The sequence below is a fragment of the Colwellia sp. SU-HH00943 genome, from assembly GCF_057546125.1.
Map to the genome: position 1 here is coordinate 1 of NZ_BAAJLW010000006.1, position 25,731 is coordinate 25,731.

At 38.1% G+C, this 25,731-nt stretch carries 23 protein-coding genes; 15 read left to right on the plus strand and 8 right to left on the minus strand.

Annotated elements, in window-relative coordinates; genetic code table 11:
• Positions 1–292 precede the first annotated feature (292 nt).
• Genes AC27GZ_RS15045 through nirB form a run of 3 tightly spaced genes read right to left on the minus strand, consistent with a single transcriptional unit; the run spans position 293 to position 4,126 of the window.
• A complete protein-coding gene (locus AC27GZ_RS15045; protein ID WP_487096186.1) occupies positions 293–1,222 on the minus strand; it encodes a PhzF family phenazine biosynthesis protein in 930 nt (309 codons plus the stop codon).
• 9 nt (positions 1,223–1,231) lie between these two features.
• Positions 1,232–1,576: a nitrite reductase small subunit NirD gene (nirD, locus tag AC27GZ_RS15050; RefSeq protein ID WP_487096187.1), complete on the minus strand. Its 345-nt coding sequence runs from the start codon at positions 1,574–1,576 to the stop codon at positions 1,232–1,234.
• Between the two features lie 15 nt (positions 1,577–1,591).
• A complete protein-coding gene (gene nirB / locus AC27GZ_RS15055; RefSeq protein ID WP_487096188.1) occupies positions 1,592–4,126 on the minus strand; it encodes a nitrite reductase large subunit NirB in 2,535 nt (844 codons plus the stop codon).
• A gap of 290 nt (positions 4,127–4,416) precedes the next feature.
• Here nirB and AC27GZ_RS15060 point away from each other — a divergent pair, with 290 nt between their 5' ends.
• The 5 genes from AC27GZ_RS15060 to glmS all read left to right on the plus strand — a co-directional run bounded on the left by AC27GZ_RS15060 (position 4,417) and on the right by glmS (position 10,072).
• On the plus strand, positions 4,417–5,028 hold the full coding sequence (locus tag AC27GZ_RS15060; RefSeq protein WP_487096189.1) for a hypothetical protein: 612 nt from the start codon (positions 4,417–4,419) through the stop codon (positions 5,026–5,028).
• 12 nt (positions 5,029–5,040) lie between these two features.
• Positions 5,041–5,778 (plus strand): oxygen-binding di-iron domain-containing protein, encoded by a 738-nt coding sequence (locus AC27GZ_RS15065; RefSeq protein ID WP_487096190.1) that lies wholly within the window; start codon positions 5,041–5,043, stop codon positions 5,776–5,778.
• A gap of 97 nt (positions 5,779–5,875) precedes the next feature.
• Positions 5,876–7,234 (plus strand): bifunctional UDP-N-acetylglucosamine diphosphorylase/glucosamine-1-phosphate N-acetyltransferase GlmU, encoded by a 1,359-nt coding sequence (glmU, locus tag AC27GZ_RS15070; RefSeq protein ID WP_487096191.1) that lies wholly within the window; start codon positions 5,876–5,878, stop codon positions 7,232–7,234.
• 204 nt (positions 7,235–7,438) lie between these two features.
• Entirely contained in the window at positions 7,439–8,206 is a 768-nt protein-coding gene (locus AC27GZ_RS15075; protein WP_487096192.1) for a DeoR/GlpR family DNA-binding transcription regulator, read from the plus strand.
• 33 nt (positions 8,207–8,239) lie between these two features.
• Positions 8,240–10,072: a glutamine--fructose-6-phosphate transaminase (isomerizing) gene (gene glmS / locus AC27GZ_RS15080; RefSeq protein ID WP_487096193.1), complete on the plus strand. Its 1,833-nt coding sequence runs from the start codon at positions 8,240–8,242 to the stop codon at positions 10,070–10,072.
• A 119-nt stretch (positions 10,073–10,191) separates the two neighbouring features.
• Here glmS and AC27GZ_RS15085 read toward each other — a convergent pair whose 3' ends face one another.
• Entirely contained in the window at positions 10,192–11,112 is a 921-nt protein-coding gene (locus tag AC27GZ_RS15085; protein WP_487096194.1) for a hypothetical protein, read from the minus strand.
• Positions 11,113–11,539: 427 nt separating this feature from the next.
• Positions 11,540–11,926, minus strand: coding sequence for a YciI family protein (locus AC27GZ_RS15090; protein ID WP_487096195.1), 387 nt, complete (start codon positions 11,924–11,926; stop codon positions 11,540–11,542).
• Between the two features lie 431 nt (positions 11,927–12,357).
• Between AC27GZ_RS15090 and AC27GZ_RS15095 the strand changes: the two genes are divergently transcribed.
• From AC27GZ_RS15095 to AC27GZ_RS15125, 7 genes are all read left to right on the plus strand, one after another.
• On the plus strand, positions 12,358–13,023 hold the full coding sequence (locus AC27GZ_RS15095) for a malonic semialdehyde reductase (RefSeq protein WP_487096196.1): 666 nt from the start codon (positions 12,358–12,360) through the stop codon (positions 13,021–13,023).
• A 32-nt stretch (positions 13,024–13,055) separates the two neighbouring features.
• Positions 13,056–13,505 (plus strand): OsmC family protein, encoded by a 450-nt coding sequence (locus tag AC27GZ_RS15100; protein WP_487096197.1) that lies wholly within the window; start codon positions 13,056–13,058, stop codon positions 13,503–13,505.
• Positions 13,506–13,549: 44 nt separating this feature from the next.
• The gene (locus tag AC27GZ_RS15105) at positions 13,550–14,629 is read left to right on the plus strand and encodes a C4-dicarboxylate TRAP transporter substrate-binding protein (RefSeq protein ID WP_487096198.1); all 1,080 of its coding nucleotides are present in this window, start codon (positions 13,550–13,552) and stop codon (positions 14,627–14,629) included.
• A 118-nt stretch (positions 14,630–14,747) separates the two neighbouring features.
• Positions 14,748–15,326, plus strand: a complete 579-nt coding sequence (locus AC27GZ_RS15110) for a TRAP transporter small permease subunit (RefSeq protein ID WP_487096199.1) — start codon at positions 14,748–14,750, stop codon at positions 15,324–15,326.
• Entirely contained in the window at positions 15,323–16,630 is a 1,308-nt protein-coding gene (locus tag AC27GZ_RS15115; RefSeq protein ID WP_487096200.1) for a TRAP transporter large permease, read from the plus strand. Before AC27GZ_RS15110 ends, AC27GZ_RS15115 begins: the two co-directional genes overlap by 4 nt.
• Before the next feature lie 17 nt (positions 16,631–16,647).
• A complete protein-coding gene (locus AC27GZ_RS15120; protein WP_487096201.1) occupies positions 16,648–17,517 on the plus strand; it encodes a dioxygenase family protein in 870 nt (289 codons plus the stop codon).
• A 223-nt stretch (positions 17,518–17,740) separates the two neighbouring features.
• Complete coding sequence (locus tag AC27GZ_RS15125; protein ID WP_487096202.1) at positions 17,741–18,496, plus strand: sulfite exporter TauE/SafE family protein; 756 nt, start codon at positions 17,741–17,743, stop codon at positions 18,494–18,496.
• A gap of 353 nt (positions 18,497–18,849) precedes the next feature.
• Here AC27GZ_RS15125 and AC27GZ_RS15130 read toward each other — a convergent pair whose 3' ends face one another.
• Positions 18,850–20,055, minus strand: a complete 1,206-nt coding sequence (locus tag AC27GZ_RS15130; RefSeq protein ID WP_487096203.1) for a DcaP family trimeric outer membrane transporter — start codon at positions 20,053–20,055, stop codon at positions 18,850–18,852.
• Positions 20,056–20,444: 389 nt separating this feature from the next.
• Between AC27GZ_RS15130 and AC27GZ_RS15135 the strand changes: the two genes are divergently transcribed.
• From AC27GZ_RS15135 to AC27GZ_RS15145, 3 genes are all read left to right on the plus strand, one after another.
• Complete coding sequence (locus tag AC27GZ_RS15135) at positions 20,445–21,767, plus strand: malonyl-CoA decarboxylase (protein ID WP_487096204.1); 1,323 nt, start codon at positions 20,445–20,447, stop codon at positions 21,765–21,767.
• A complete protein-coding gene (locus AC27GZ_RS15140) occupies positions 21,760–23,289 on the plus strand; it encodes a malonate--CoA ligase (protein WP_487096205.1) in 1,530 nt (509 codons plus the stop codon). Before AC27GZ_RS15135 ends, AC27GZ_RS15140 begins: the two co-directional genes overlap by 8 nt.
• Before the next feature lie 204 nt (positions 23,290–23,493).
• Positions 23,494–24,168, plus strand: coding sequence for a GntR family transcriptional regulator (locus AC27GZ_RS15145; protein ID WP_487096206.1), 675 nt, complete (start codon positions 23,494–23,496; stop codon positions 24,166–24,168).
• Between the two features lie 60 nt (positions 24,169–24,228).
• On the opposite strand, the gene AC27GZ_RS15150 is transcribed toward AC27GZ_RS15145, so the two are convergent.
• On the minus strand, positions 24,229–25,089 hold the full coding sequence (locus AC27GZ_RS15150) for a fumarylacetoacetate hydrolase family protein (RefSeq protein ID WP_487096207.1): 861 nt from the start codon (positions 25,087–25,089) through the stop codon (positions 24,229–24,231).
• Positions 25,090–25,143: 54 nt separating this feature from the next.
• On the minus strand, positions 25,144–25,725 hold the full coding sequence (locus AC27GZ_RS15155) for a cupin domain-containing protein (protein WP_487096208.1): 582 nt from the start codon (positions 25,723–25,725) through the stop codon (positions 25,144–25,146).
• Between the last annotated feature and the right edge of the window lie 6 nt (positions 25,726–25,731).

Here is a 25,731-nt window from a genome sequence, read left to right on the forward strand (position 1 = left end):
TTGTTTGGGGTTTAATAAAACAAACTAGTACCAATAGGACAATGCTCCTACCTGACTCCATTCACTTTTAGCTGGAATAAATGCCACGGCGCACAGTAGTGAAAAGCAGTAGCAGCAGTGGTAGTGTGGCTTATTTGACAGAGAAAACTATATATAAATATCTTTAATGAGTTTTAAAGCGCTAATGATAGATAGTAAAAAGCCAATAAAAAAAGGCTTGCTGGAATTCAGCAAGCCTAAGAAAAATTACCTAATTGCGTATTAGTTTGTACAGTAATTAGGTAGGTATTAGCTATGTCTCAACAGTAATTTTACCTTCGCTAACGATCACAGCATGACCGCCCACACGGACGGTTAAATCCCTTTCTTGTTTATGATCCATTTCTATATAAAACATACTTTGACGTGCATCGTTTGCTCCGCGTTGTACAGCGAAGACATGTGTTCCTGCTTGTATGTGTGGATGAGCGCAAATATGGTTAGCGAGACCATTAATTGCCCCACCGATGGGTGGATCTTCATGATGCGCTATGCTTGGCCCTAATAATCGAGCATGAAAGTCCGCCTGGTTGTTATCGGTGTTATTAGAGAATAGTAAGATTTCTTGAGCTAATGAAGTCGGTGCAGAGGAATTACTCCAAGCATCTTCATTGAACTTAGCATCGCGAATGGCGGAATATGATTTAATGGGCACAATAAGGTATGGAACACCACATGAGACAATAAGTGGTCGATAATTGTCGAAACCAATATCGGCAGGGCTTAGAGACAACATTGCCGCTAACTCTTCCGTTGTAGGTGTAAAGCGATCTATTGTTGGTTTGGTATTATAAGTTTGCTGTACAAGTGAAGGCTCATTTTGGGCGTTTTTACTTACATAGGTTTTAACAGTTTCTATGCTGTCATCCCAATTAGATCGGAAAGAAATAAGGGTATGTTCATCTGATAACGTTGCTAATTCGGTTTTAGCTAAGGTATAGCTTGCCGCTAAAATTGAGTGGCTACCGATAGGTACTTCTTCTAGCTTAGAAAAAACTTTAATATTAAAGCAGTGGCTTTGCTCAGTTGGAGTTAGAAATATAGTATTACTTGCGTTAAGCTCACTAGCAATTTGAAGCATTTGCTTGTCATTGAGTCCACTTGCATTGGTAAAAACTGGCAGTGGTACACCATGAAAAGCTTGGTCAGTGAAAACATCAGCAATGTAATAACTATATTTCATTATACGTCCTTAAGCGGCTAATTGAACGGTATCTCCCTCTATACGCACAGGGTAGGTGTTAAGAGTCACTGTGCTATCTTCTAGGCAGATTCCTGTTGTAAGATCAAAATGTTGTTTATATAGAGGTGACGCAACAACTGTTTTACCATCTAAACTGCCAACTATACCTCTAGAGATAGTATTCGATTCACTAAATGGACAATAATTATTGATAGCAAATAATTGTTCTGTGCCTGAGGTATCTGCTATTTTGAAAATAGCTACTTGATTTCCTTCAAATAAAGCACAGACCCCTATATTAGGCAGAATATCACTGGTTTTGCAAATGTCTTGCCATTGGTTTTGGTCGCTCATGATTTTACTCCTGTGTTATTTAACTTCAATAGCAAGTGACTTTTCCTCAGCATAGGCTGGGCGAATTTGTTCACGCTCGGTAGTGAAGATAACATTATCATCTTGTTTGTCGCTGTTAATAAAGTGGCTAAAGCGTTTCATTTTTTCAGGGTCATCAATGGCAGATTTCCATTCACATTGATAGGTATCTACAACGCTTTTCATTTCTTCTTCTAATTCAGCATTTAAGCCCAATTTGTCATCGATAATGACAGACTTTAAGTACTCTAAGCCACCTTCCATATTGTCCATCCATACCGAAGTACGTTGTAAGCGATCAGCAGTACGTACATAGAACATAGAGATTCGATCAATATAAGTAATAACTTCTTCTTCTGATAAATCAGAGGCGAATAAGTCTGCGTGGCGTGGTTTCATACCGCCGTTACCACAAACATATAAGTTCCAACCGTTTTCTGTTGCGATAACACCAAAGTCTTTACTTTGTGCTTCAGCACATTCACGGGTACAGCCTGATACAGCTAGTTTAATTTTGTGAGGTGAACGTAAACCTTTATATCTGTGTTCTAACTTAATCGCCAAGCCCATAGAGTCTTGTACGCCGTAACGACACCACGTAGAGCCAACACATGATTTAACCGTACGTAATGACTTACCGTAGGCATGACCTGTTTCGAAACCAGCATCAACTAGCTTGCGCCAGATTGGTGGTAGTTGTTCAACACGTGCGCCGAATAAATCGATACGTTGACCACCAGTAATCTTGGTGTATAAATCATACTCTTTCGCTATTTCGCCTAAAACGATAAGTTTCTCTGGTGTAATTTCACCACCGGCAACACGAGGTACAATTGAATAAGTACCATCTTTTTGCATGTTACCCATATAAAAATCGTTAGTATCTTGCAAACCTTGTAAACTACTTTCAAAGACGTGGTCATTCCAACATGAAGCAAGAATGTTCGCCGCTGTAGGTTTACAAATATCGCAGCCTAAACCGGTACCATGTTTTTCAAGCAGCTCTTCGAATGACTTAATTTTTTCAACACGGATAATGTTGTATAAATCTTGACGTGTGTAAGCAAAATGCTCACAAAGGTCAGTATTGACTTCAACACCTTTTTTCTCTAATTCACAGTTAAGTACTTGTGTAACTAGTGCAGCACAACCACCACAGCCTGTGGCTGCTTTAGTGCAAGACTTAATAGCAGCCATGTCAGTGGCTCCAGCGTCTACTGCTTCTATAATGTCGCCTTTGGTCACATTTAAACATGAACAAAGTTGTGCTGAATCAGGTAGGGCATCGACACCAATACCACTAGAGCTGCCATCAACACTTGGTAAAATTAGCCCTTCAGGCTCAGCAGGTAATTCCATTTTATTAAGCATGAATTGTAGTAGTGAACCATACTCGGCAGCGTCACCGATAAGTACAGCACCTAGTAAATATTTGTCGTCTTCACTGACAACAATTTTCTTATAAACTTCTTCACGATCGTTTACATAGGTGTAGCTACGAGCGTTAGGCGTATTACCGTGTGCATCACCAATAGAAGCAACATCAACACCCATCAGTTTTAATTTAGTGCTCATGTCAGCACCAGCAAATTCACTTTCGCCAGTTTGAGTTAGATGATCAACGGCAGCATGAGCCATTGCATTACCCGGGGCGATAAGACCAAAAATCTTATTGTCCCAAAGTGCTACTTCACCAATAGCGTAAATATCTTCATCAGAAGTTAATGCGTTATTATTGATAACAATACCGCCACGCTCACCCATGGCAAGATCAGCTGCACGACCTAATTCATCACGTGGGCGAATACCCGCAGAGAAAACGATAATGTCAGTTTCTAGCTCGCTGCCATCGGCAAAACTCATTTTATGTACGGCGCTATCACCATCGCCAATGTTTTGGGTATTCTTTTGAGTGTGGACACTAACGCCTAAATCTTGAATTTTTTTACTCAACATGGCGCCGCCGCCATCGTCAATTTGTACGGCCATTAAACGAGGTGCAAATTCAACAACATGGGTATCTAAACCAAGGTCCATAACTGCTTTGGCAGCTTCTAAACCTAATAAACCACCACCTATAACAGCACCAACTTTAGCTGATTTAGCGGCTTCAGTGATTTTCTCTAAATCATCAATAGTACGATAAACAAAAATATTGTCACGCTCATGACCAGGAACTGGTGGAACAAATGGGAAAGAGCCTGTAGCAAGCACTATTTTATCGTAACTTACTTCACGGCCTGATTCAGAAAGAACAACTTTCTTTTCACGATCAATTTTCGTTGCTTTATCACCTGTATGCAAAGTGAAGTTATTCTTGCCGTAAAAGTCATCATGAACCATGTTGATATCATCAACCGTTCTATTTTTGAACCAAGCTGTTAAATGTACTCTGTCATAAGCTGGAAGAGGTTCTTCGCCAAATACAGTGACTTGGTAATCGTCAGCTTTGCCTGACTCAACTAAATACTCTAAAAAATTATGGCCTACAGGGCCATTACCAATTACTACTAGTTTTACTTTATCGCTCATCTTATTTACTACCGCAGGTTGCGTTCTATTGCTATCCGTATCGCAAGTACTGTACCAAAGAGGATTTCACAGGTAAGTAATTAAAAATAAAAGATAAAACAGTTGTTTTATAGCTTGTGCTTTTCATATTTGCTTATTTTTAGGGCGAAAAAATATTCAGTTGCACAGCAAGGGTGCAAGGGTGAATGGTGTTATACAGTGAATATTTCTTTAAGAAAAGTGACATTATTTTCTAACAAATTTAATTTTTATGGCTATAGTTAATTGAAACTAATAATGAAAATTTTAAAATGTCTAACCCATCTCAAAATTATTTTGTATCAGTAGCAGAGATTGCAGCAAAATTAGATCTGGCTACGCATATTGCCCAAAAGTTGTCATTAACGGCTAGTAACGCAAGAGCTGTTGCATTACGAGCAGGTGAACGTGCGGCTGGTTTTCGGCCTTTAACAGATTTCATTGATAGATTAGCGGAAGTGACTATCAAGTCATCAAAAAGAATTAACCAGTTAGCGGCAATATTAAGTCAAACTTCAGCTGAAAAAGTACGTGCAGATACGGCTATTGAACACTTTAATAGAGTTTACACTCAAGCTAAAAGCTCACCATACATCAATAGTTTAGACGGTGTTTATCAGCGTTGTAGTGTAAAGCAACAAGCGTTAGATAGTACATATAAGCGGCAGATAGAGCAGCTCAGTGAAGAATTAGCTATGTTAAGTAATGAGCTTCGTAATGCGGTGATTCTCGCAACACTTTCTAGGGTTGAGGCCTCTCAAGCAGGCGCACAATATCAAGAGGCACTGATTAATGTTGCCAATAATGTTGAAGGTGCAGCGGGGCAAATTAAAGATCATATTAAATACTCTCAACAAATGGTTGCCACACTTGATGAATATTAATGGAATAGGAAAATGAAAACACAGAAGTTATTTGAAAGTGCATCTCACGCCTGGTTAATGTTTGGCCGTGATGATGATAAGCCCGAGCAAATTATTGATACAAATCAGTATATTGTAATTACTAAAAAAAATGCTTTATTAATGGATCCAGGTGGCATTGAGTTATTTTCCGCTATGTTATCAGCGGTGATCAAACAAGTGCCTGCCGATAAAATCACCCATATTTTTGCATCACATCAAGACCCTGATATTATTTCTTCTCTAGGGCTTTGGGATCAAGCATTACCCTCTGCAACACTCCACTCACCTTGGATTTGGGAAGGGTTTATACGCCACTTTGGCATGGAAAGTATTACCTATGATCCAATCCCCGATGAAGGCAGTTCGTTAAAAATTGATGGGGTTAGTTTAGAGTTTATCCCTGCACATTATTTACATTCATCAGGTAACTTTAATGTTTATGACCCAGAAGCAAAAATTTTAATGTCGGGTGATATTGGTGCAGCGCTAGAGGACGTAGAAGCACCTTTATATGTAGAAAATTTTGATGAGCATACCAATAAAATGCGGATGTTTCATCAACGGTGGATGCCATCTAACTCAGCCAAAAACGATTGGGTAAAACGAGTAAGAAAATTGGATATTGATATGATGTGTCCACAGCATGGCCGCATTTTCAAAGGAGATGATGTGCAGCGCTTTCTTGATTGGTTTGAAGCTCTGGAAGTTGGCTTATTAAATAAATCCTAATGCAGGGTAACGCTTTTCAAGTAAGAGTATTGCTAGCATAGTTTGGCTATTCTTGGTTACAATAATGCATAATTATTTTAAGCCGAATGGATTTTCTATGTCTCTCTCTGTTGTCATTCTTGCTGCGGGTAAAGGTACCCGTATGCGATCTTCTTTTCCTAAAGTACTACACGTTGTCGCAGATAAGCCAATGGTAGAGCACGTTATTGATAGTGCTCGCCAACTAGGTGCTACTAATATTTATGTAGTGTATGGCTTTGGCGGAGAAGTACTCAAAGCATCTATTAAAGGGGATGATTTAACGTTTGTTGAGCAAGCAGACCAACTAGGTACTGGGCATGCGGTTGATCAAGCATCACCTTTTTTGAAAGATGATGAAGATGTCTTGGTGCTTTATGGCGATGTGCCATTAACAAAAGTGTCTACCCTAACTGGCTTACTAGCGGTAAAACCTGACGATGGTATGGCGTTACTCACTGTTAATCTTAGCAACCCTACTGGTTATGGTCGTATTGTACGCGAAGATAATACCGTCGTTGGTATTGTTGAGCAAAAAGATGCGAGTGCTGAGCAACTGAAAATAAAAGAAGCTAATACCGGAATTTTACTTGCTAATGGCGGTGATTTAAAACGCTGGTTATCTGGCTTATCTAATGAAAATGCGCAAGGAGAATACTACCTAACAGACATTATTGCTGCAGCACATAATGAAGGTAAAACAATTGCAACGGCACACCCTGAAACAGAAATTGAAGTTGAAGGTGCTAATAACAGAGTACAGTTAGCAGCACTAGAGCGTGCTTATCAAGCACGATTAGCAGAAGAGTTAATGATAGCAGGAGCGAGTTTACGCGATCCTGCGCGTATCGATATCCGTGGTAACTTATTTGTTGGTAATGAAGTTAGTATTGATATTAACTGTATTTTTGAAGGCTCTGTTGAATTAGCAAACGGTGTTAAAGTAGGCGCGAACTGCATCCTTAAAAATTGCTCTGTTGCTGAAAATGTGGAAATTAAGCCTAATACTATTATCGAAGACTCTGTCATTGGTGAAAATTGTTCTGTTGGGCCTTTTGCTCGTATTCGTCCAGGCACAGTGATGAATAAAAATTCGCATGTGGGTAACTTTGTTGAAATGAAAAAGTCTACCTTAGGTGAAGGCAGTAAAGCAGGGCATTTAACATACCTTGGTGATACGCTAATAGGCAAACATGTAAACATTGGTGCTGGCACTATCACCTGTAACTATGATGGCGTTAATAAGTTTCAAACTATTATTGATGACAATGCCTTTATTGGCTCAAATAGCTCTCTAGTTGCGCCTGTTTTTGTTGGCAGCACTGCCACTGTAGGTGCAGGCTCTGTCATTGCCAAAGACGTAGAAAATGAAGAGCTGGCAGTGGCGCGCAGCAAACAACGTAACATTAAAAATTGGCAACGCCCTACTAAGCTATAACACTTAGTCGTTAGGTAAAGCAGTAATACTTAGTTAGCCACATAATTTTGTTATGTGGCTAACCCTACCTATATTTAATTCTCTCTTCTACAGTTAAGTTCGAAACCCTTGTCATTAAGATAGTAGACTCATATTGCATTAACTTTCGATTTGAAACATAATGGTGAGCAAAGTGAAACCATATCGAAATAAGCCTCAGAAAATATGTCAAAAAGAAATACTCAACAACGCCGCCATCGCATCATTGCTGACTTGAATTTAACCGGTGAAGTCAGTGTTGATAGCTTAGCAAAGCAGTTTGATATTTCTGAGGTGACAATTCGTAAAGATTTAGCTGCTTTAGAAAATAGTGGTTTATTGCTCAGACGCTATGGTGGTGCTATCGCCTTACCTAGTGAAATTACTGAAGTAAAAAGTGAAAGATTATCCGAGCAAAAAAAAGCCATCGCCAAACAAGCCGCCACCCTGATTCGTGATCATAACCGTATTATTATTGATAGTGGGCAAACCACCTCTGCTTTAGTGGCAGAGTTAACTAATAAAAAAGGTCTAGTGGTGATGACCAACGCTTTAAGTATAGCGAATGAGATTCATGCCTTAGAAAATGAGCCAACCTTATTGATGACCGGCGGCACTTGGGATGCGAATTCTGAAGCTTTCCAAGGGCAAGTGGCAGAACAAGTATTACGATCGTATGATTTTGACCAATTATTTATTGGTGCTGACGGCATAGACATCGAGCGAGGCACAACCACTTTTAACGAATTGATAGGCCTAAGTCGAGTAATGGCTGAAGTAGCACGAGAAGTTATTGTGATGGTTGAATCAGATAAAATAGCCAAAAAAATTCCAAATTTAGAGTTAGCTTGGCAACAAATACACACCCTCATTACTGATGATGATTTATCTGAGTCAGTAAGAACACAACTAAAGGCCCAAGGCGTAAACTTAATATGCGCCAAGCCGAATTAAATAAAAGTTCAGCAGAAAAATAAGGATTAATATATGTGTGGCATAGTTGGTGCGGTAGCACAACGTGACGTAGCAGAAATACTAGTAGAAGGTTTAAGGCGCTTAGAATATCGAGGTTATGATTCTGCAGGTATCGCAACTATAAATGAACAAAACCAATTAGCGAGTGCTAAACGTTTAGGAAAAGTGCAAGAATTAGCACAAGCACTTACTGAAACGCCATTAAGTGGTGGAACAGGTATTGCCCACACACGATGGGCTACACATGGTTCGCCAAGCGAAGTAAACGCTCACCCACACTTCTCTAGCGGTAATATTGCCGTGGTTCACAATGGAATTATTGAAAACCATCAAATTTTACGCAGTCAATTACAAGGTTTAGGTTACGAATTTGTTTCTCAAACAGATACCGAAGTTATTGGCCACTTAGTTCATCACGAACTAAAAACAAGTGATAGCTTATTATCTGCCGTACAAAAAGCCGTTAAACAATTAGAAGGTGCATACGGCACAGTGGTGATGGACAGTACAGATAAAGATCGCATCATAGTAGTTCGTTCAGGTAGCCCTCTTGTAATAGGCTTTGGTTTAGGGGAAAATTTTATTGCCTCAGACATGATGGCGTTATTACCGGTAACCCGTAAGTTTGCCTTTTTGGAAGAGGGGGATGTTGCTGAAGTAACTCGTTTTGAAGTAAATGTTTTTGATGACAATGACCAGCCCGTAGAACGAGAAGCAAAAGAAGCTAATGTGAATCATGATAGCGGTGATAAAGGTGAATATCGCCATTATATGCTGAAAGAAACTTACGAGCAGCCAATCGCCATTCGCAATACTTTAGAAGGGCGTTTATCAGGTGATACGCTTGATGTAAACACCTTTGGTGAAGGCGCTGAAGATATATTCAAAGATATTGAGCATGTACAAATTATTGCCTGTGGTACCAGTTATCATTCAGGCATGGTGGCCCGTTATTGGTTAGAAGAGCTGGCAGGCGTTTCTTGTAATATTGAAATTGCCAGTGAGTTCAGATATCGCAAATCATATGTACCTAAAAATGCTTTATTAGTCACAATTTCACAATCTGGCGAAACGGCTGACACATTAGCGGCTTTACGGTTAGCTAAAGAACTGGGTTATCGTGCAAGTTTAACTATTTGTAATGTTGATGGTTCGTCATTAGTACGTGAATCTGATTTAGCCTTTATGACTAAAGCTGGTGTTGAAATTGGCGTTGCATCAACAAAGGCGTTTACCACTCAATTAGTGGGTTTAATGATGATGACCTTAGCATTAGGTAAATATCATGACATGAACAGTGAAGTGCAAGCGGAAATCGCGCAAGCGTTGATGACTTTACCCAGTAAACTTGAAGAAGTCCTTGCATTAGCAAGTTCCATTGAAGATTTGGCTGAAGATTTTGCCGATAAAAATCACGCCTTATTTTTAGGTAGAGGTGATCAATACCCAATCGCCATGGAAGGGGCGTTGAAGCTTAAAGAGATTTCGTATATTCATGCTGAAGCGTATGCTGCTGGCGAACTGAAACACGGGCCGCTAGCTTTAATTGACGCTGAAATGCCAGTTATTGTTGTCGCGCCTAAAAATGATTTAATTGAAAAATTAAAATCTAATGTTGAAGAAGTTCGAGCACGTGGTGGTTTAATGTATGTTTTTGCTGACTCAAATGCCAATTTCACCAATGATGATACAATGAAGGTTATTGATGTCCCTGTGTGTAATGAACTTGTTGCACCTATAGTCTATACAATACCACTACAATTGTTATCGTATTATGTCGCTATTATTAAAGGTACGGATGTTGACCAACCAAGAAACTTAGCGAAGTCAGTGACTGTTGAATAGTTAGAGATTATATTCAGCGACTTGCTGTGGGTGGCGACAACCCTGCTCTAGCTATTATAAGCAACAAAATTGTAAGCGACTTTACTGAGGTAAAGTCGCTTTTTTATTTTTAAAAAGCTTTATTTCAAAGGCTTCATTGGCCAAAAGTTAAAAAAGCCTGAAACAATAAATATCATTGGAAAAGTCACGCCTAGTACAGCAGAGGCAATCCACTGTTCTCTTTCATAGCCTGCTAACGGCCCCTTTTCTAATACTTTACCTGCATGTATGCTTGAAGCAAAAGAATAGACTTCATGCATTAATAAGGCAGCGCATATTGCACAAACTAGTAAAATTAAACCTTTAAAAGGCTGAGCAATTGTTATAAATAATTTCAATTGCATCATGTTACTGATTAAAAAGGTTCCAAATATTAAACATACAGGCACTCTAACCAAATATTCAACCTGATCGAACTGAAACCAATCAACAAATATAAGTCGTAATATAAAGGCTAAAGTTAAAATATAGAGAGTGCTTATTAATCCTCGAAGAGGCTGTTTAATTTTTCCAACGAGTTTATTTATTGGCCAGAAATCAAACAAGGTATGAACAATAATAATGCAAGCTGTTGTTACAAAGAACGAAGTTGCATGCCACATATCTAATAGACCTTTTGGATCTATATCTTTGTAGTAGGCAGGATCAGAGCTTTTATAAAGGAAACTATAATCAAAAAATAGTTGCCATAGCGTAAAGGCAATTAAGTAAGAAAAAAAGAAAGTTAATAGGCCAAATTTCACCTTATCCTTTGAGAATATGGTAGCAGGCCAACATTGCCAAATAAGCAACATCCATATAGTAGAAACAACAGTCATAATCATAAATTGACTTAACATTGGAGTTACTCCATGACCACCGCTGATTAATGTCAAAGTTATGGTTAGAACAATAGCCCCTGTAATGACCGTTATACTGGTCAGTATTAAGCCTTTTACTGGCGCTGGATAGTTATTTATAAATTGAGGTACGCTATTTTTCCATAGTAAGCCTAAAAGCATTTGTGTGGGGGTTGCCGCCATAAATGTGGTAGCGACCCAACTAATAAAGAAGTGGTATTCGAACGGCCATATAATGATCGTAGCAAGTGTTAAAGCAATGAGTATACTCGTAAAGCCTCGACTTACTATACGACTTAACTTTGGCTTTAAAGCATCTTCTTTTAACATGTAAAACCTTCGGAAAAATAGAGGACTTTTGACTTGTTAACCCTAATTAATCTTAAGAGAGAATAGGGATATTTTTAATAAAACTTTACAACTTGGCGATTATGGCGCCGAAATATAATTCATTATTTTGGCGCCTTCATTAATTACAAGAAAATTGAGCACTTGAAAACCAGTAAGATTAGTAATGAGTATGTACAATATGTTGCTCATTCATCAACTCACTGTTGGTACCTATGCTATTACTGTTCTAATAAAGTAATTATTTAACTTTGATGGTTTGTGCTGACAATTTAAGATCAAATTGAAATGACCCTTCGTTTATTAACCATCTACGTATTGTATATCTTCTAGCACCACTTGAATGCATTGGATCATTCTCAGTAATGTTAATAGCTTCTTCAAGTGATGTTGTTTTATAGATGATTTGACCTTCACCTTCCATTAAATCACCAGATAAGTCAGAAACAGGGCCAGCAAGCATTAATGCCCCTTGCTTTTCCTGTTCAGCTTGATAAGCCAAATGTGCAGGTAAATTCTGCTTTACAGCAGCCATATCACCTGAAGGTACGCTGTGTACACAGTAAACTTCAAAAGCAAGAGAGCCTCGTTCAACAGATTCTTTTTTATATTCTTTCCAAGCAGGCATTATATTTATCCTCGGTTATTATCGATTTTTTTGTAACAATAACCATTATTATCGCTAAAAACAACCATAATTAAGTCAGTAGTTTAAAAATCTGTCAACATAGAAAGTTAATAAGCATGTGTAATGAGTGGTGAGAGCTCTATGAGAATGTAATAAAAACAAGCGTTGAAAGAAGAAAACTTAATATATTCAAAAGTTAATAGTAATCAAGTAAGGAGAAAATCTGTCTTCTACACCAACAGTAATATCGATTTTGTTTGACATTGGTTGTTATTATCGCTAAAAATAATATCGATTTTATTTGACTTTGTTAATTATTGTCGTTAAAAATAAGGTAACTTTAAACATAAGGTATAAGGTTAGCGAACTAGGCTAAAAGCTTTGTTGTTAATCTTTCAAGTACCAGTTAACTATAATAAGTGAGATGTAATATGACAGCATTAACCGGTGAGGCACTAGCTAAAGCACGTAGTGAAGCTCAACAGAATATTAGAGAGCTTAGAACACGCAAATCTAAGCTAGATGATGACTCTATCGACTTAATACTTAGAGATGCTCGCTCACACTATGCTTGGCAAAAAAAAGAAGTACCTGAAGAAATATTAGAAAATTTATATGAGATTGTTGCAAACGGTCCAACTAGTATGAATTGTTGTCCAGCTCGTTTTATTTTTGTCAGAAGTCCTGAAGGAAAAGCTCGCCTTGCTAAATCGCTAAAAGAAAAAAATATAGACAAAATGATGGATGCACCTGTAACCGCCATCATCTCTTATGACTTAAATTTCTGGGAAAAACTTCCTTTCCTATTTCCTCATGAAGATCGACGCCCATTTTTTAAAGGGAAAGACGAATATATAGAGCGTACCGCTTTTTTAAACGGCACCTTGCAAGGAGCCTACTTTATGATTGCTGCTAGAGCTTTGGGCTTAGATGTTGGCGCTATGTCAGGATTTAGCAATGAGATTGTAGATGAAGAATTCTTTAAAGGTACAACTCAGCGTTCAAATTTCTTGTGTAATTTAGGTTACGCAGATGAAACAGCGATATTCCAAAAGTTGCCACGATTTAACTTCGATGAAGTATGCAGTTATTTATAAATGCAGATAATTAGAGTACTGAGTAGTAAATCATGAAATTAAAAACAGTAGCAACACTAAGAGCAAAAACAAAAAGTGCTTCACATGCAAGGTCAGATATTCATGTAAGAGATCTAACAACTATTATTGATGAGCCGGTTGAGCGAGGTGGAACTAATAAAGGAACTACTCCAACTGAAGCTGCAATTGCTGCTTTAGTGGGTTGCACTAATGTTATAGGTCATAAATGTGCTAAGTCTTTAGGGGTTGATTTAGGTCAGTTAGACATTGAAGCTTCTTGTCAATTTGATAGGCGAGGTGTGACCTTAGCAGAAGAAATAGAAACACCTTTCATTAGTATAGATTTATTGATTAAAGCCAGTGGTTCGTTAACACAGGAACAAATAACTGAGGTTGGGAGGCAAGTTGAAAAGTTTTGCCCCTTATCCAAAGTTTTTGAAAATTCAGGAACAGAAGTAAAAGCAGTATGGATAGTAGAGTAAAAATAAATAAGTAAATAAATAAAAATGCGTATGGAGCGTAAAAAATGAAAACTAAAAAATTACTTAAGTATATCGTGGGGATTACACTAGGCGTATCGGCTGCATTACCAAGCTATGCGACACAAACAATTAAAACATCGGTGATCGATGGCTACCCAGCAAAAGCAATGTGGGTGGCGGAATTTTCAAACTTTTTCATACCGGAAGTTGATAAACGATTAGCTAAAACAGGCAACTATAAGATGGAATGGCAAGAGTCTTATGGTGGTACCGTTGTAAAACCTAAAGGGGTTTTAGAGGGAGTTAAATTAGGATTAGGTGATATTGGTATCGTTACTACTATTTTTCATAGTTCAAAACTACCTAGCCAAGCCCTTTCTGCAGTTACGCCATTTGTTGTAGCTGATTCGCGTGTTGTAGCAAAAGCAGTTGATGAAATCGCTAAAGAATTTCCAACCATGCAATCTGAATTTAAAAAGCAAAACCAAGTGTATTTGGCAACAGGTGTTGTTTTAAATACTTACCAAGTATTTAGTAAAGAAAAGGTTTCAAAAATTTCTGATTTAGAAGGTAGTAAAGTTGCTGGCGCAGGTATGAACTTACGGTACCTCGAAGGTATTAAAGATGCTGCTGGTGTACGTGGTGGTTTAACTAATTTCTATAACATGGTTCAAACTGGATTGACTGGCCATGCTCTCCTTTGGCCTGAAGCAGCTAAAACCTTCAAGATGGCTGAAGTTGCTCCTTATATGTTGCGTGCAGACTTAGGTGCCGTAAATTCTAAAACAGTAACTGTTAATTCTGATTACTGGAAAAAACTACCAAAAGAAGTAAAAGATGTGCTTCAAGAGGTGGCGGTACTGTATCGTGATCACGTAGCCAACATTGCTATGGAACGCGCTAGTGAAAGTGTTGATGCATATATTGCTGCTGGTGGTGAAGTTGTTCCATTTAGCGATGATCAACGAAAAGACTGGGCAAATGCAATGCCAAATATTGCTGCTGAGTGGGCAAAAAATTTAGACGCAAAAGGTCAACCTGGTACTGAAATGCTGAAAGCTTATATGGCTAAGCTTAAGGCCGCAGGTTATACCCCATCAAGAGATTGGGCTGCAGAGCTATAATCGAAGTTAACTTGACGACCCTAGATAATGGGTCGTCACTCTTACAATAAATTTGACTAATATTTTGTGATAAACAGCAGTCAATGGTTGTACAGAAAATAAAGTAGGAGATAACTTTTTGTCTAAATTATATAGAAGAATTGCTTGCCGCATTTCCATACTTGCTAATTTAATAGCAAAAATTGCCAATGCTACAGGTACATTAGTTGTGTTAGCTATGGTATTGATCGTTTGTTACGACGTTGTAGCGCGTGGCTTATTTAACACACCTTTTATGGGTGCTGTTGAAGTGGTTCAATTTGCAATGGTGTTGATAGTTTTTTTGCAATTGCCCGATGTTGTGCGAGTAAACCGTCTAACTCGTTCTGATGGTTTATTAACGCTTCTTGCGCCAAAGTATCCAAAATTAGCATCAATTATGCGTAAAATCATCGATTCAGTTTCAGGCATATTTATGGTGCTTATAGCGGTGGCAATTTGGCCTGAATTCATAGAAATGCTCGAAACTAGAGATTACTTTGGTATTCCAGGTATTTTCACGGCTCCATGGTGGCCGATCAAATTAACAATATTTTTAAGTGCTGGTTTATGTACCGTTCTTTTTGTTTTAAAAGTCATTCTATCTGAGAAAGATTTTGAATTGATTCGCATGAACGAAATGAGAGATGTACCAGGTACTTCAGGAGGAAACTCATGAGTCCAATTGAAATTGGATTAATTTCCGTAGTAGCAATAATATTCCTCATTTATGCTGGTCTTTATATTCCAATTGCATTAGGTGTTGTTTCTTTTGTTTCTATTTGGTTAATGCGTGACAACTTTGACCTTTCTATGAACCTGTTAAAAGTGGCCATTGGTGACAGTGCTATGGAGTATGCCTTTGCTACCGTCCCCTTGTTTACTTTTATGGGGCTTGTCGTTTCCAAGGCGGGAATGGGCAGCGATATTTATCAAGTGATGAATTTTGCTTATCGCCGTGTTACTGGTGGTATTGGTATGGCAACAGTTGGCGCTAACGCTGTTTTTGCTGCAGTTACTGGCTCTTCAATTGCTTCTGCTTCAGTTTTTGCCAAAGTATCTGTACCACAAATGCTTAAATATGGTTACAACCCACGCTTTGCTGTTGGCGTTGTAGCTGGATCGTCTGTATTAGGAATGATAATTCCGCCTTCAGCTATGCTTATTATTTACTCTTTTGTTGCAGAGCAGTCAGTTGGTGATATGTTTTTAGCAGGCGTTGTTCCAGGCATAATACTGGCAATTGCCTTTATTATTACCATTTGGTTTATGGGTAAATTTACCAAGGGCTTTATTGGTGGTCGTAAAGTTGATGATGCTGAACGCATGCCTTTAAGAGAGGTTATGAGTAAAGTGCTTCCTCTTGCTGGTCTTATCTTTATAGTGCTTGGCGGTATCTACACTGGTTGGCTTACAGCTGTAGAAGCTGGTGCTGTTGGTGCTGCTGCTGGACTAATAATTGCGTTTAGTCGTAAAACAATGGATACCAAAAAGTTATGGGCTATTTTAATTGAAACAGGTCATATCACAGCATCTATTTTATTCTTGATTACAGCAGCGTCTATTTATAGCCGTATGTTAGGTTTAGCAGGTCTGCCAAATGAACTTGCTGATATTTTAGAACAAAACAACATGAGTTTTCTCATGATCATGATTTTGTATGTTTGTTTAATGCTTTTCTTAGGCACATTACTTGATACCGCTTCTGTTATATTAATCGTTGTACCTTTATTTTTACCGTTAATTGAACCAATGGGACTTAGTTTAGTTTGGTTCGGTATTATCACAGTTATTGGTGCTGAAATTGGCTTATTAACACCTCCTTTAGGCATAAGTTGTTTCGTTATTAAGGCAACCTTGAATGATAAGCGTATCAGCTTGAAAGATGTATTTATGGGCGCGTTACCTTTCGCAGGAGTCATGTTGCTTGTATTAATTTTACTTATCCGTTTCCCAGCTTTAAGTATTGGGATTTTAAATTAAACTAATTGGAGAACGTTATGCGTAGTGTAAATAGCGACAACATAACAGAGACATTTTTAAGTTATTTTGGGGAGGAAACTTCCCCAAGAACTAAGGAGATAATGACGAGTTTAGCGACTCATTTACATGACTTTATCAAAGAAGCAAAAATTACCCATGAAGAGTGGAGAAGTGCTTTAAAGTTATTGCAATGGACGGGTGAAATAACAACACCAGAGCGAAATGAGTTTGTACTGTTATCAGATGTATTAGGAGTTTCATCATTAGTTGATATGATCAACTCAAAACCGGAAGCGACTAGTTCGAGTGTTTTAGGGCCGTTCCATGTGTCTGATGCACCACCTAAAGAATTAGGTGCGGACTTTAAACGCCATTATGAGGGGGAAGTTGTACTGGTTGAAGGCTGCATTAAAGATACGGATGGTAATCCAATCCCTGGTGCGAGTATAGATATCTGGCAAACAGCACCAAATGGCAAGTACTCATCACAAGATGAGGAGCAGGATATTCATAGCTTCCACGGTGTATTTACGGCAGATGAAAATGGAATGTATCGTTTTACAACGGTAAAACCTTGTGTATATACCGTGCCAAGTGATGGCCCTGTAGGTGTGATATTGAATGCTACAGGAAGACATCCATGGCGACCTTCCCATTTACATTACATTGTATCAGCACCAGGTTTTAAAACCTTAGTAACAGAAGTATTCCCTGAGGATGACCCTTATCTCGATGAAGATACAGTCTTTGGCGTTAGAGATGATTTGGTTGTTGGATACGAAAGACATAAAGCGGGAACATTTCCAGATGAAGGCTTCGAACTGTCAGGCACCGTCCCAGGCGAATATTTAGGTTTCCACTTTGATGCAATATTGAGTAAAACCTAGGTACAAGTATATCTACCATAATATCCTTTGAGAGCACGCTTTTCAAAGTGATATTATGGTGAGTAAGATTGCACTAATTATGCCTAGCACTCAAATACTTCCGTTGTTACACATTTAACTAGGCTTCCTGAATTTACCCTCGAGTTTATATCTCAAAACAACCTACATTTACGTTATCCTATATACGCAAGGTGATTTTACTTAAGAAGAGGATGCACTTGTCATGATTACCGACAGCTTTTTTTACATTTGCGCTATTCCAGCTGTATTACTTTTTGGTATGGCAAAAGGAGGCTTTGGCGGTAGTATTTCTATATTATCTGTACCATTAATAGCATTAGCTGTTTCTCCTGCTCAAGCTGCCGCAATATTATTACCTATTCTTGTTGTCATGGATTTTTTTGCAATAAAAAGTTTTAGTGGCCAGTGTAGTAAAGAAAACCTCAAAATTATTATTCCAGGGGCCATGCTTGGACTTTTAGTCGGAGCTTTAACGTTTAGTTACTTTTCAGCAGATATGATGCGAGTATTGATAGGCGCTCTTGCCGTTATATTTACGCTAGATTATTGGTTTAAGCAAAAAGTGACTAAGCAGGAGACACCTAACCGTTTAAAAGGAACCTTTTGGGGCGCTGTATCAGGGTTTACAAGCTTTGGGATACACTCTGGAAGCCCACCTATTAGTGTTTATTTGTTACCACAAAAAATGGATAAGACCATTTTGATGGGAACGTTTGCCTGGTTTTTTACTGTTGTAAACTTATTAAAGCTTCTGCCTTATTTTTGGCTAGGTTTGTTCGATGATACTAATTTAACCACTTCACTAGTGTTGATACCGTTAGCGCCTATTGGTGTAGCCTTGGGTTACTACTTACTTCATAGGGTGAGCGTTACAACAATATACCGTTTGTGCTATTTCTTCCTATTTATTTCTGGTTTGTCTTTACTCTATAAAGGCACAGTAGGTATTTTGTCCTAAAACATAAACTATTACCTTAAAAGCAACATGTAAACCTATATAGATTTGTTAGCAGCAACCTGAATAATTGATCGAGAGCATTTTTCAGTTTGTGTTTCTGCAAACGATAAAAGCAATATATTAAACAAAAAGTAACTATTGGATGTTACAAGTAGGGGATAGTGGCACTATTTAGATTTATACAGGCGGTGCTTAATAATAGGTAGCTTAAGCTTATCTTTGATATAAGAATTCAAACAAGTATAAATAAGTAGAGTTAAAGAGAAGAAATGAGCCTGTAGAGATTGCTTAAGTTGAGTTAGTTTTATAAAACAACGGTAACCTATGGTCACCGTTGTTTTTTGTTTTAACGATTAAAAAGTAGCTTTAAAATCTCTTTTTATGTAAAACATCAAGCGTGTAATATCACCTTCTCTACCATCAGCTACTTCACGTGTTGCATGTGTAAAACCAACACCAACATTTAGTTTAGGAGCAATGGTATAAATGGCATTACCATGAAGTGTTGTCATAGCGGTATTTACACTGCCATGTGTGTTGAAGTTTTCACCTGAGCCCATATCGTTAACACCGTAACCTATGTTAAAACGTAAGCTAGAAGTTGGCTTATACTGCAACATAGCATTTGCGCCCCAAGCATCTTCTACTTCCAGTTCTCCTTCTGGTGTTAATACGGCACTTCTATAATGGTTGCTGTATAGGTAACGACCAATACCAGGACCACCGACAAAGTTAAGTTTTAAATTAAACTGTTTATTGAAATTAATCTTACTTGATAAACCAATACCATAAGCCATCGCATTGCTAGATGTATCTGGTGCAATCGTATCATTAGTAAACGTTTCTGTACCCAGTCTTCTCACAACAGCACTGGCTCTAAAATGACCCCAATCAGTAGTGTTAAAGTAAGTAGCGATGATATCAGGCATTGACTCGCTCTCACGTGCATTGGCACCCGGCGCTGGATGGTCAGTGTTATAATCTGTCTCAGGGTTCTCTAAAGAGAAAGCTAATTTATCGCCGCCACCTAATTTATAAGTGTATGTGATTTGGGCTTGTCTTAAGAATGTACGACCAACTAGGCCGGTGAAATCCATGCTGTCAGGGTAAGCTTTAAGGTCAACAAAGTTACTCCATGCTTGGCCAACTTTCCAATTACCCCAGGTAATAAACGCTTGGCGTAATCGTAGCTCATAAGAGTTAGATAGGGTGTCATCATCCGTTAATGCCCCAGTATCGACACGGCCAAAAAAGTCACCTTCGAGATGTGTTTTAATGGTATCACCCTGAAAAGGAGTGGCAGATTGTATATAGAAACGAGAAGCACGCGCATGCGCTTTAAAACCGCCTGCTCTTTCTGCATTTGGAGTACCGTCTAGTGGGATGCCACGAAAGTCGAGTAAATCATAGCCTCGTGGTGCCACAGAGCTATTTACCTTATTGTCATAATAAGCATCTAGCTTTACAAAACCCCCAACTGTTATTTTTGTTTCATCTGCGTATGCCATTGAAGTGGTTGCAGCAGTGATTAAGCTAATTTGTAATAAACGTTTCATCATTTTTAAGTGTCCCATTTTTATATTTTTAGTTTAAGGAAATTTAAATCTAGCACAATAATTACACAAAAATAACTATTTTATTAAAATAGATGCAAAAATAACGATTATTTATTTTGGTGTCGTTGGGGTTTACGGGTGTTTTATGTATTAAGTTGATGTATTTATTGTTAATTTGTTTAAATGTCTGTTTTTTTAATATCAGAATATAAATTGTCAGTTTTTTATAAAATTGATTACATTTTGGTTGTTTTATCAGCTTTTACTATTCTTTTATACAAAATTATATTAGTATCGACGTTATTAAGTGTAGTTTGTGGTCAATAATCGATTATTTTTATTGTTCTGTTTTTTGACCGTTATCATTAGCTAAATGTGAAGTAGAGGTGGACATGCCCAAATGGCCTAATTTGTTAGAAGATATCGTTGCTCGAATAACAGATATTGGTAGTACCATGATCTCAAGTAATGAAGATATATCCTTACCTACTATGTGTAGTGGGCTACTTTCAAATACTGGTGAAGCAACAAACCTTGCACGCTCTCTTAAAATTTTGAATAAATACCAATCATTAAGCAAAGAAGAAAAGATAACTTTTTTTCAAACGATAAATAGAGATTTTACCGTTGATGAAGATGCTGTACGTGCATCTATCAAAGAATGGTTAAATGACCCTACAACAGACAGATCACGAGCTCTGCATAATATATCTGAACCAAGCACCCAAGAATTGTTTCGGCGACTTAACTTAGCACCAGGTGGTACAGCAGCTTTAGTAAAATTACGCGAAGATTTACTCTCACTATCGAGAGAAGATAAATCACTATTAGGGCTGGATAAAGATATTCGTCACTTGTTTTCTTCTTGGTTTAACCGGGGCTTTTTGAGTCTAGAGGTTATCAACTGGACGACACCAGCAGAAATCTTAGAGCGAATTATAGCTTATGAAGCGGTTCATGAAATACAAGGGTGGGATGACCTGCGTCGCCGAGTCGCAGCTAAAGATAGGCGTTTATATGCCTTTTTTCATCCTTCTTTAAAGAATGACCCGTTGATTTTTGTTGAAGTCGCTTTAACTGATGCAACGCCTACGACAATCAGCCAGATCTTAGCTGAAGATAGAAATGCCATTGAGCCAACAGAAACAACAACGGCAGTTTTTTACTCTATATCAAATTGTCAATCTGGTTTACGTGGTATTTCTTTTGGTAACTTCCTTATTAAACAGGTGGTAGAAGAATTAAAACGAGAGTTTCCAAACCTTAAACATTTCGTCACTATGTCACCTGTTCCGGGGTTACGTAGATGGGTTAAAAGCCAAGATAATCTGAGTGCGGATTTGAAGCAATTAGTGTCTGAACTTGAAATACAAGGCGACAGCCCAAGTGATGAGTTTAAAGAAAGAGCATCACCATTATTAATGCAATTAGCAACGCTTTATTTGCTATACGGTCAGCACAAAAATGGTGGGCCATATGATCCGGTATCACGTTTTCATTTAGGTAATGGTGCATTACTAAAACAAATTAACCTATGGGCCGATATGTCTAACCAAGGGCTGAAAAATTCTTGGGGGCTAATGGTTAATTATGAATATGACCTGCGATATATTGAACGAAACCACGAGGCTTTTATTGCAAACAGCACTATTATTTCCTCGTCACAGATAAAAAAAATTAATAAGAATAAATTATTGGAGCAAAAAAATGTATGACTCAAACTATTTAGCGAATCGAATTAGATCGGCTTCGATCGGTAATGAAGATAAGGTATTTGCCTGGCTTGATAATGATACATCTATTAGTTATGGAGAGTTATTCAAGCATGCTGAACAGCTAGCATTAGTACTTCAACGAAATGGTGTGTCTCCCGGAGACAGAGTTGCAGTTCAAGTAGGTAAGTCGATCACTGCTGTTGAATTATATTTAGCAACGGTAATGGCCGGCGGGGTATTTTTACCTTTGAACACCGCGTATACCGCAGCTGAAGTTGCATACTTTTTAGGGGATGCTAGCCCAGCTGTTTTTGTTTGTGATACACAAACTATTACAGCAATGGAAGAGGTTGCGACAGAGGCAAAAGTTAACAAGCTTTTAAGCTTATCTAGTGATGGTCAATCGGGCACTCTTATTGACGAGCAATCAAAAGTATCAGGAGAATTTACCCTTGTTGATCGTCAGGAAAATGATTTAGCTGCAATTTTATATACATCAGGTACTACGGGGCGCTCAAAGGGTGCTATGTTGTCTCACAGAGCTTTAGCTACTAATGCTGCAACATTAAAAGAGTACTGGCAATTTTCGAGTGATGATTGTCTGATTCATGCTCTGCCTATATTCCATATTCATGGCTTGTTTGTTGCGATCAATATTACGTTATTTGCTGGTTCTTCTATGCATTTTCTAAAAGGTTTCGATGCAGATAAAATTACTTCACTCATGGAGCGCTCAACTGTACTGATGGGAGTACCAACTTTCTATGTAAGACTTTTAAAGAGCCCGCATTTAAATAAAGAGTTAGCAGGAAATATGAGGTTATTTGTCTCTGGATCTGCACCTTTGTTAAGTGAAACTCATGTTTTATGGCAAGAAAAAACAGGCCATGCGATTCTTGAGCGTTACGGTATGACAGAAACGAATATGAATACATCAAACCCTTATGACGGTGAGCGTCGCCCGGGTACTGTAGGCTTACCGTTGCCTGATGTTGAATTAAAAATTACCGATCCAGATTCGGGAGAAACCTTAGCTACTGGTGAAGTTGGCCAGATTGAAGTCCGTGGTCCAAATGTGTTCTCTGGGTACTGGAAAATGCCTGAAAAGACCGCTTTAGAGCTTCGTGAAGATGGCTGGTTTTTAACTGGAGACGTTGGTATCGTTGATAAAGACGGGTATGTATCGATTGTTGGCCGCTCAAAAGATCTTATTATCTCTGGTGGATTCAATGTTTACCCTAAAGAAATTGAAGGAATAATTGATGATAACCCTGCGGTAGTTGAGTCTGCTGTGATTGGTGTTCCTCATGCTGACTTTGGAGAAGCAGTAGTTGCTGTGGTAGTTAAGCATGAATCAAGCGGTGCTACAGAAGAAAACATTAAAGCGCCAATGGTAGAAACATTGGCAAAATATAAACAACCGAAACGCGTATTCTTTGTGGATGAGTTACCACGTAATACAATGGGTAAAGTGCAAAAAGCAAAACTGAGAGAAGATTACAAAACGTGCTTTGAAAGCTAATATTTTATTAGGATATTTTGAACTTAAGTATGTTTAAGTTAGTAGTCCTTAAGTATTATCGATAATGTAGTGAAATTATATATAACATCAAAGTTGTATGTTTTTAACAATATTATCGGTATTATAGCTTATTTGATACTTATTTATGATGTTCTTTAGACTAAGGAGTTAGTTATTTCTACTATAAATAATAAAGGAAGTCTGTTGAATAGTTCAGATGGAAGAGCTCAGACGGCGATTAACCGTGTTTATCTTCAATTAAGAAAGAAAATTATCAAAGGTGAGTTTCAACCTGGTGAGCGGTTGAAAATAGAAAAACTTAAATCATTATTCGATACAGGTGCTTCACCCATTCGTGAAGCACTCAGCTTATTAACATCAGATAACCTTGTTGAACGTATGGATCAACGTGGTTTTCGTGTTTCTCCAATTAGCCAAGCTAACTTTAATGAGATACTCATGTTACGATGCAATTTAGATGATATTGCACTTCGAAATAGCATTGAACATGGCGATGAGGCCTGGGAAGAAAAGCTTGTGTTATTGCATCATCGACTTTCACGAGCAGATATTAATGACTTTGATCATTGGGAAAATTTGCACAAAAATTTTCATATGTGTTTATTTGAAGCCTGTACTTCACCTATTTTGGTTAGCTATTGCTACCAACTTTACGATCAAAACATTCGCTATCGCTTTTTAGCTGAAAAGTCGTCTACGTATAAATCTAGGCAAGTAAAAGATGAACATAACCAAATCTTAGAAGCTACTATTAATCGTGATGCCGCATTAGCATCTGAGCTACTCATATCACACTATAAAAATACCGGTGCTTTTTTGGCGAAGAAATTAGATCAAAACAATCCATCAGATTGGTAAAGTTAATCTGCATGGTTTCCAATGTAAAACGCATTCCTTTTAAGGAATGCGTTTTTAGTATTAACTTTCAGAAACTATAGGATTACGACAGATACCAATACCTTCTATTTCTGTCTCTATTACCTCACCATTTCTTAGCCAACGTGGTGGCGTTCTTGGATGACCAACACCACTTGGTGTACCCATTGCAATCATGTCACCAGGTTCAAGTGTAGAATAAAGTGATATCTCGGCAATGATAGGGGCTACTTTCCAAATCATATGGCTGGTATTACTCGATTGTAAAGCTTCACCACTAACGCGAGTTTCAATTTTTAAACCTTCTGCACCCGGTGGTAATTCATCAGGTGTTACAATGACAGGTCCAATTGGGCCTGTTCCATCAAAGTTTTTACCCGGTGTCCATTGATGAGTTTTACGTTGGTATTCACGTACAGTGCCATCATTAAATACGGTATAGCCGAATACATGCGAAAGAGCATTCTCCATAGATATATGGCGTCCACCTTTACCAATAATAACCATCAATTCTGCTTCATAATCTAATGTTTCTGAGCAGCTAGGGATCACCATTGGCGCTTCGGCAGGAATAAGGGAGGTAGCTGTACGCATAAATATTGCTGGGTAATCTGGACGCTCATATGGTCCTTCTTTGATATGTTCAGCGTAGTTTAAGCCTAAACAAATAATTTTACCGGGTTTTTTTAAAGGTAAGCTTGGTTTAATTGAATCAAGCGATATTGTCGTTGCGTTAGCTATTAGTGACTTTATATAGGTTTCTAAGTCACCTCTTGAGATAAGCCCCATTAAGTCTTGACCAATAGTAGAATCAAGTGCGGTTAAATTAATGGCTTGCTCGTCGATAACGAGAAAAACACTAGATGTTTCTGTACTGTTTTGTGAACCGACTATAAATTTCATAGTAATATCCTGTTTGTGCAAAAGTAAAAGTAAATTGGCTAAGGTAAAAGTATCCTAACGAACAGGAATACCTTTGCACTCACCAGGCTGTGCTGTAGTTTGGGTTACGCCATCAACTAAGACAAAGGCTATTACACAAGGTTGCGTCCCCTTGTTTGACCACGCGTGGTTAGTACCACGCTGGATCACTACGTCTCCGGCTTTTAATAACACATCGTCTTCCTCGTTATCTAACAGCATGTATATTTCACCACTTAGAATAATGGCATAATCAAGTGAATCTGTACGATGCATAAAAGGGTGGCGTGCATCTTCTACAATATTATTACCAGCACCCATTTCTGCAAACGCAGATTTACCATCTAATGTTTTAAGTACTTCTGGATCTTCAGGTAAGAACTCTACACACCTGAAAACACTACCGTTAGTTGGTGGATGCAATATGAAAGGGCCTTCACATGTTTCAATGGCACCGTCATATTCAGCTGGTGTTGTATGAGATAACCAAAAATTTGTTAATGTTACGCCAGGACGATTAGGGCGTTGTAAAATATGATCAGCAACTTGGTCTGATTCGACAATAGCAACACCATTTTCATCATGGCCTGTTACTACTCTTCTAAATTGTCTTGCCATTATTTT

What these genes read in the sequence shown, in the direction of transcription:
- AC27GZ_RS15045 (WP_487096186.1), bottom strand. Translation starts at nt 1,222, where the DNA reads ATGAAATATAGTTATTACATTGCTGATGTTTTCACTGACCAAGCTTTT.
- nirD (WP_487096187.1), bottom strand. Translation starts at nt 1,576, where the DNA reads ATGAGCGACCAAAACCAATGGCAAGACATTTGCAAAACCAGTGATATT.
- nirB (WP_487096188.1), bottom strand. Translation starts at nt 4,126, where the DNA reads ATGAGCGATAAAGTAAAACTAGTAGTAATTGGTAATGGCCCTGTAGGC.
- AC27GZ_RS15060 (WP_487096189.1), top strand. Translation starts at nt 4,417, where the DNA reads ATGTCTAACCCATCTCAAAATTATTTTGTATCAGTAGCAGAGATTGCA.
- AC27GZ_RS15065 (WP_487096190.1), top strand. Translation starts at nt 5,041, where the DNA reads ATGAAAACACAGAAGTTATTTGAAAGTGCATCTCACGCCTGGTTAATG.
- glmU (WP_487096191.1), top strand. Translation starts at nt 5,876, where the DNA reads ATGTCTCTCTCTGTTGTCATTCTTGCTGCGGGTAAAGGTACCCGTATG.
- AC27GZ_RS15075 (WP_487096192.1), top strand. Translation starts at nt 7,439, where the DNA reads ATGTCAAAAAGAAATACTCAACAACGCCGCCATCGCATCATTGCTGAC.
- glmS (WP_487096193.1), top strand. Translation starts at nt 8,240, where the DNA reads ATGTGTGGCATAGTTGGTGCGGTAGCACAACGTGACGTAGCAGAAATA.
- AC27GZ_RS15085 (WP_487096194.1), bottom strand. Translation starts at nt 11,112, where the DNA reads ATGCTTTTAGGCTTACTATGGAAAAATAGCGTACCTCAATTTATAAAT.
- AC27GZ_RS15090 (WP_487096195.1), bottom strand. Translation starts at nt 11,926, where the DNA reads ATGCCTGCTTGGAAAGAATATAAAAAAGAATCTGTTGAACGAGGCTCT.
- AC27GZ_RS15095 (WP_487096196.1), top strand. Translation starts at nt 12,358, where the DNA reads ATGACAGCATTAACCGGTGAGGCACTAGCTAAAGCACGTAGTGAAGCT.
- AC27GZ_RS15100 (WP_487096197.1), top strand. Translation starts at nt 13,056, where the DNA reads ATGAAATTAAAAACAGTAGCAACACTAAGAGCAAAAACAAAAAGTGCT.
- AC27GZ_RS15105 (WP_487096198.1), top strand. Translation starts at nt 13,550, where the DNA reads ATGAAAACTAAAAAATTACTTAAGTATATCGTGGGGATTACACTAGGC.
- AC27GZ_RS15115 (WP_487096200.1), top strand. Translation starts at nt 15,323, where the DNA reads ATGAGTCCAATTGAAATTGGATTAATTTCCGTAGTAGCAATAATATTC.
- AC27GZ_RS15120 (WP_487096201.1), top strand. Translation starts at nt 16,648, where the DNA reads ATGCGTAGTGTAAATAGCGACAACATAACAGAGACATTTTTAAGTTAT.
- AC27GZ_RS15125 (WP_487096202.1), top strand. Translation starts at nt 17,741, where the DNA reads ATGATTACCGACAGCTTTTTTTACATTTGCGCTATTCCAGCTGTATTA.
- AC27GZ_RS15130 (WP_487096203.1), bottom strand. Translation starts at nt 20,055, where the DNA reads ATGATGAAACGTTTATTACAAATTAGCTTAATCACTGCTGCAACCACT.
- AC27GZ_RS15135 (WP_487096204.1), top strand. Translation starts at nt 20,445, where the DNA reads ATGCCCAAATGGCCTAATTTGTTAGAAGATATCGTTGCTCGAATAACA.
- AC27GZ_RS15140 (WP_487096205.1), top strand. Translation starts at nt 21,760, where the DNA reads ATGTATGACTCAAACTATTTAGCGAATCGAATTAGATCGGCTTCGATC.
- AC27GZ_RS15150 (WP_487096207.1), bottom strand. Translation starts at nt 25,089, where the DNA reads ATGAAATTTATAGTCGGTTCACAAAACAGTACAGAAACATCTAGTGTT.
- AC27GZ_RS15155 (WP_487096208.1), bottom strand. Translation starts at nt 25,725, where the DNA reads ATGGCAAGACAATTTAGAAGAGTAGTAACAGGCCATGATGAAAATGGT.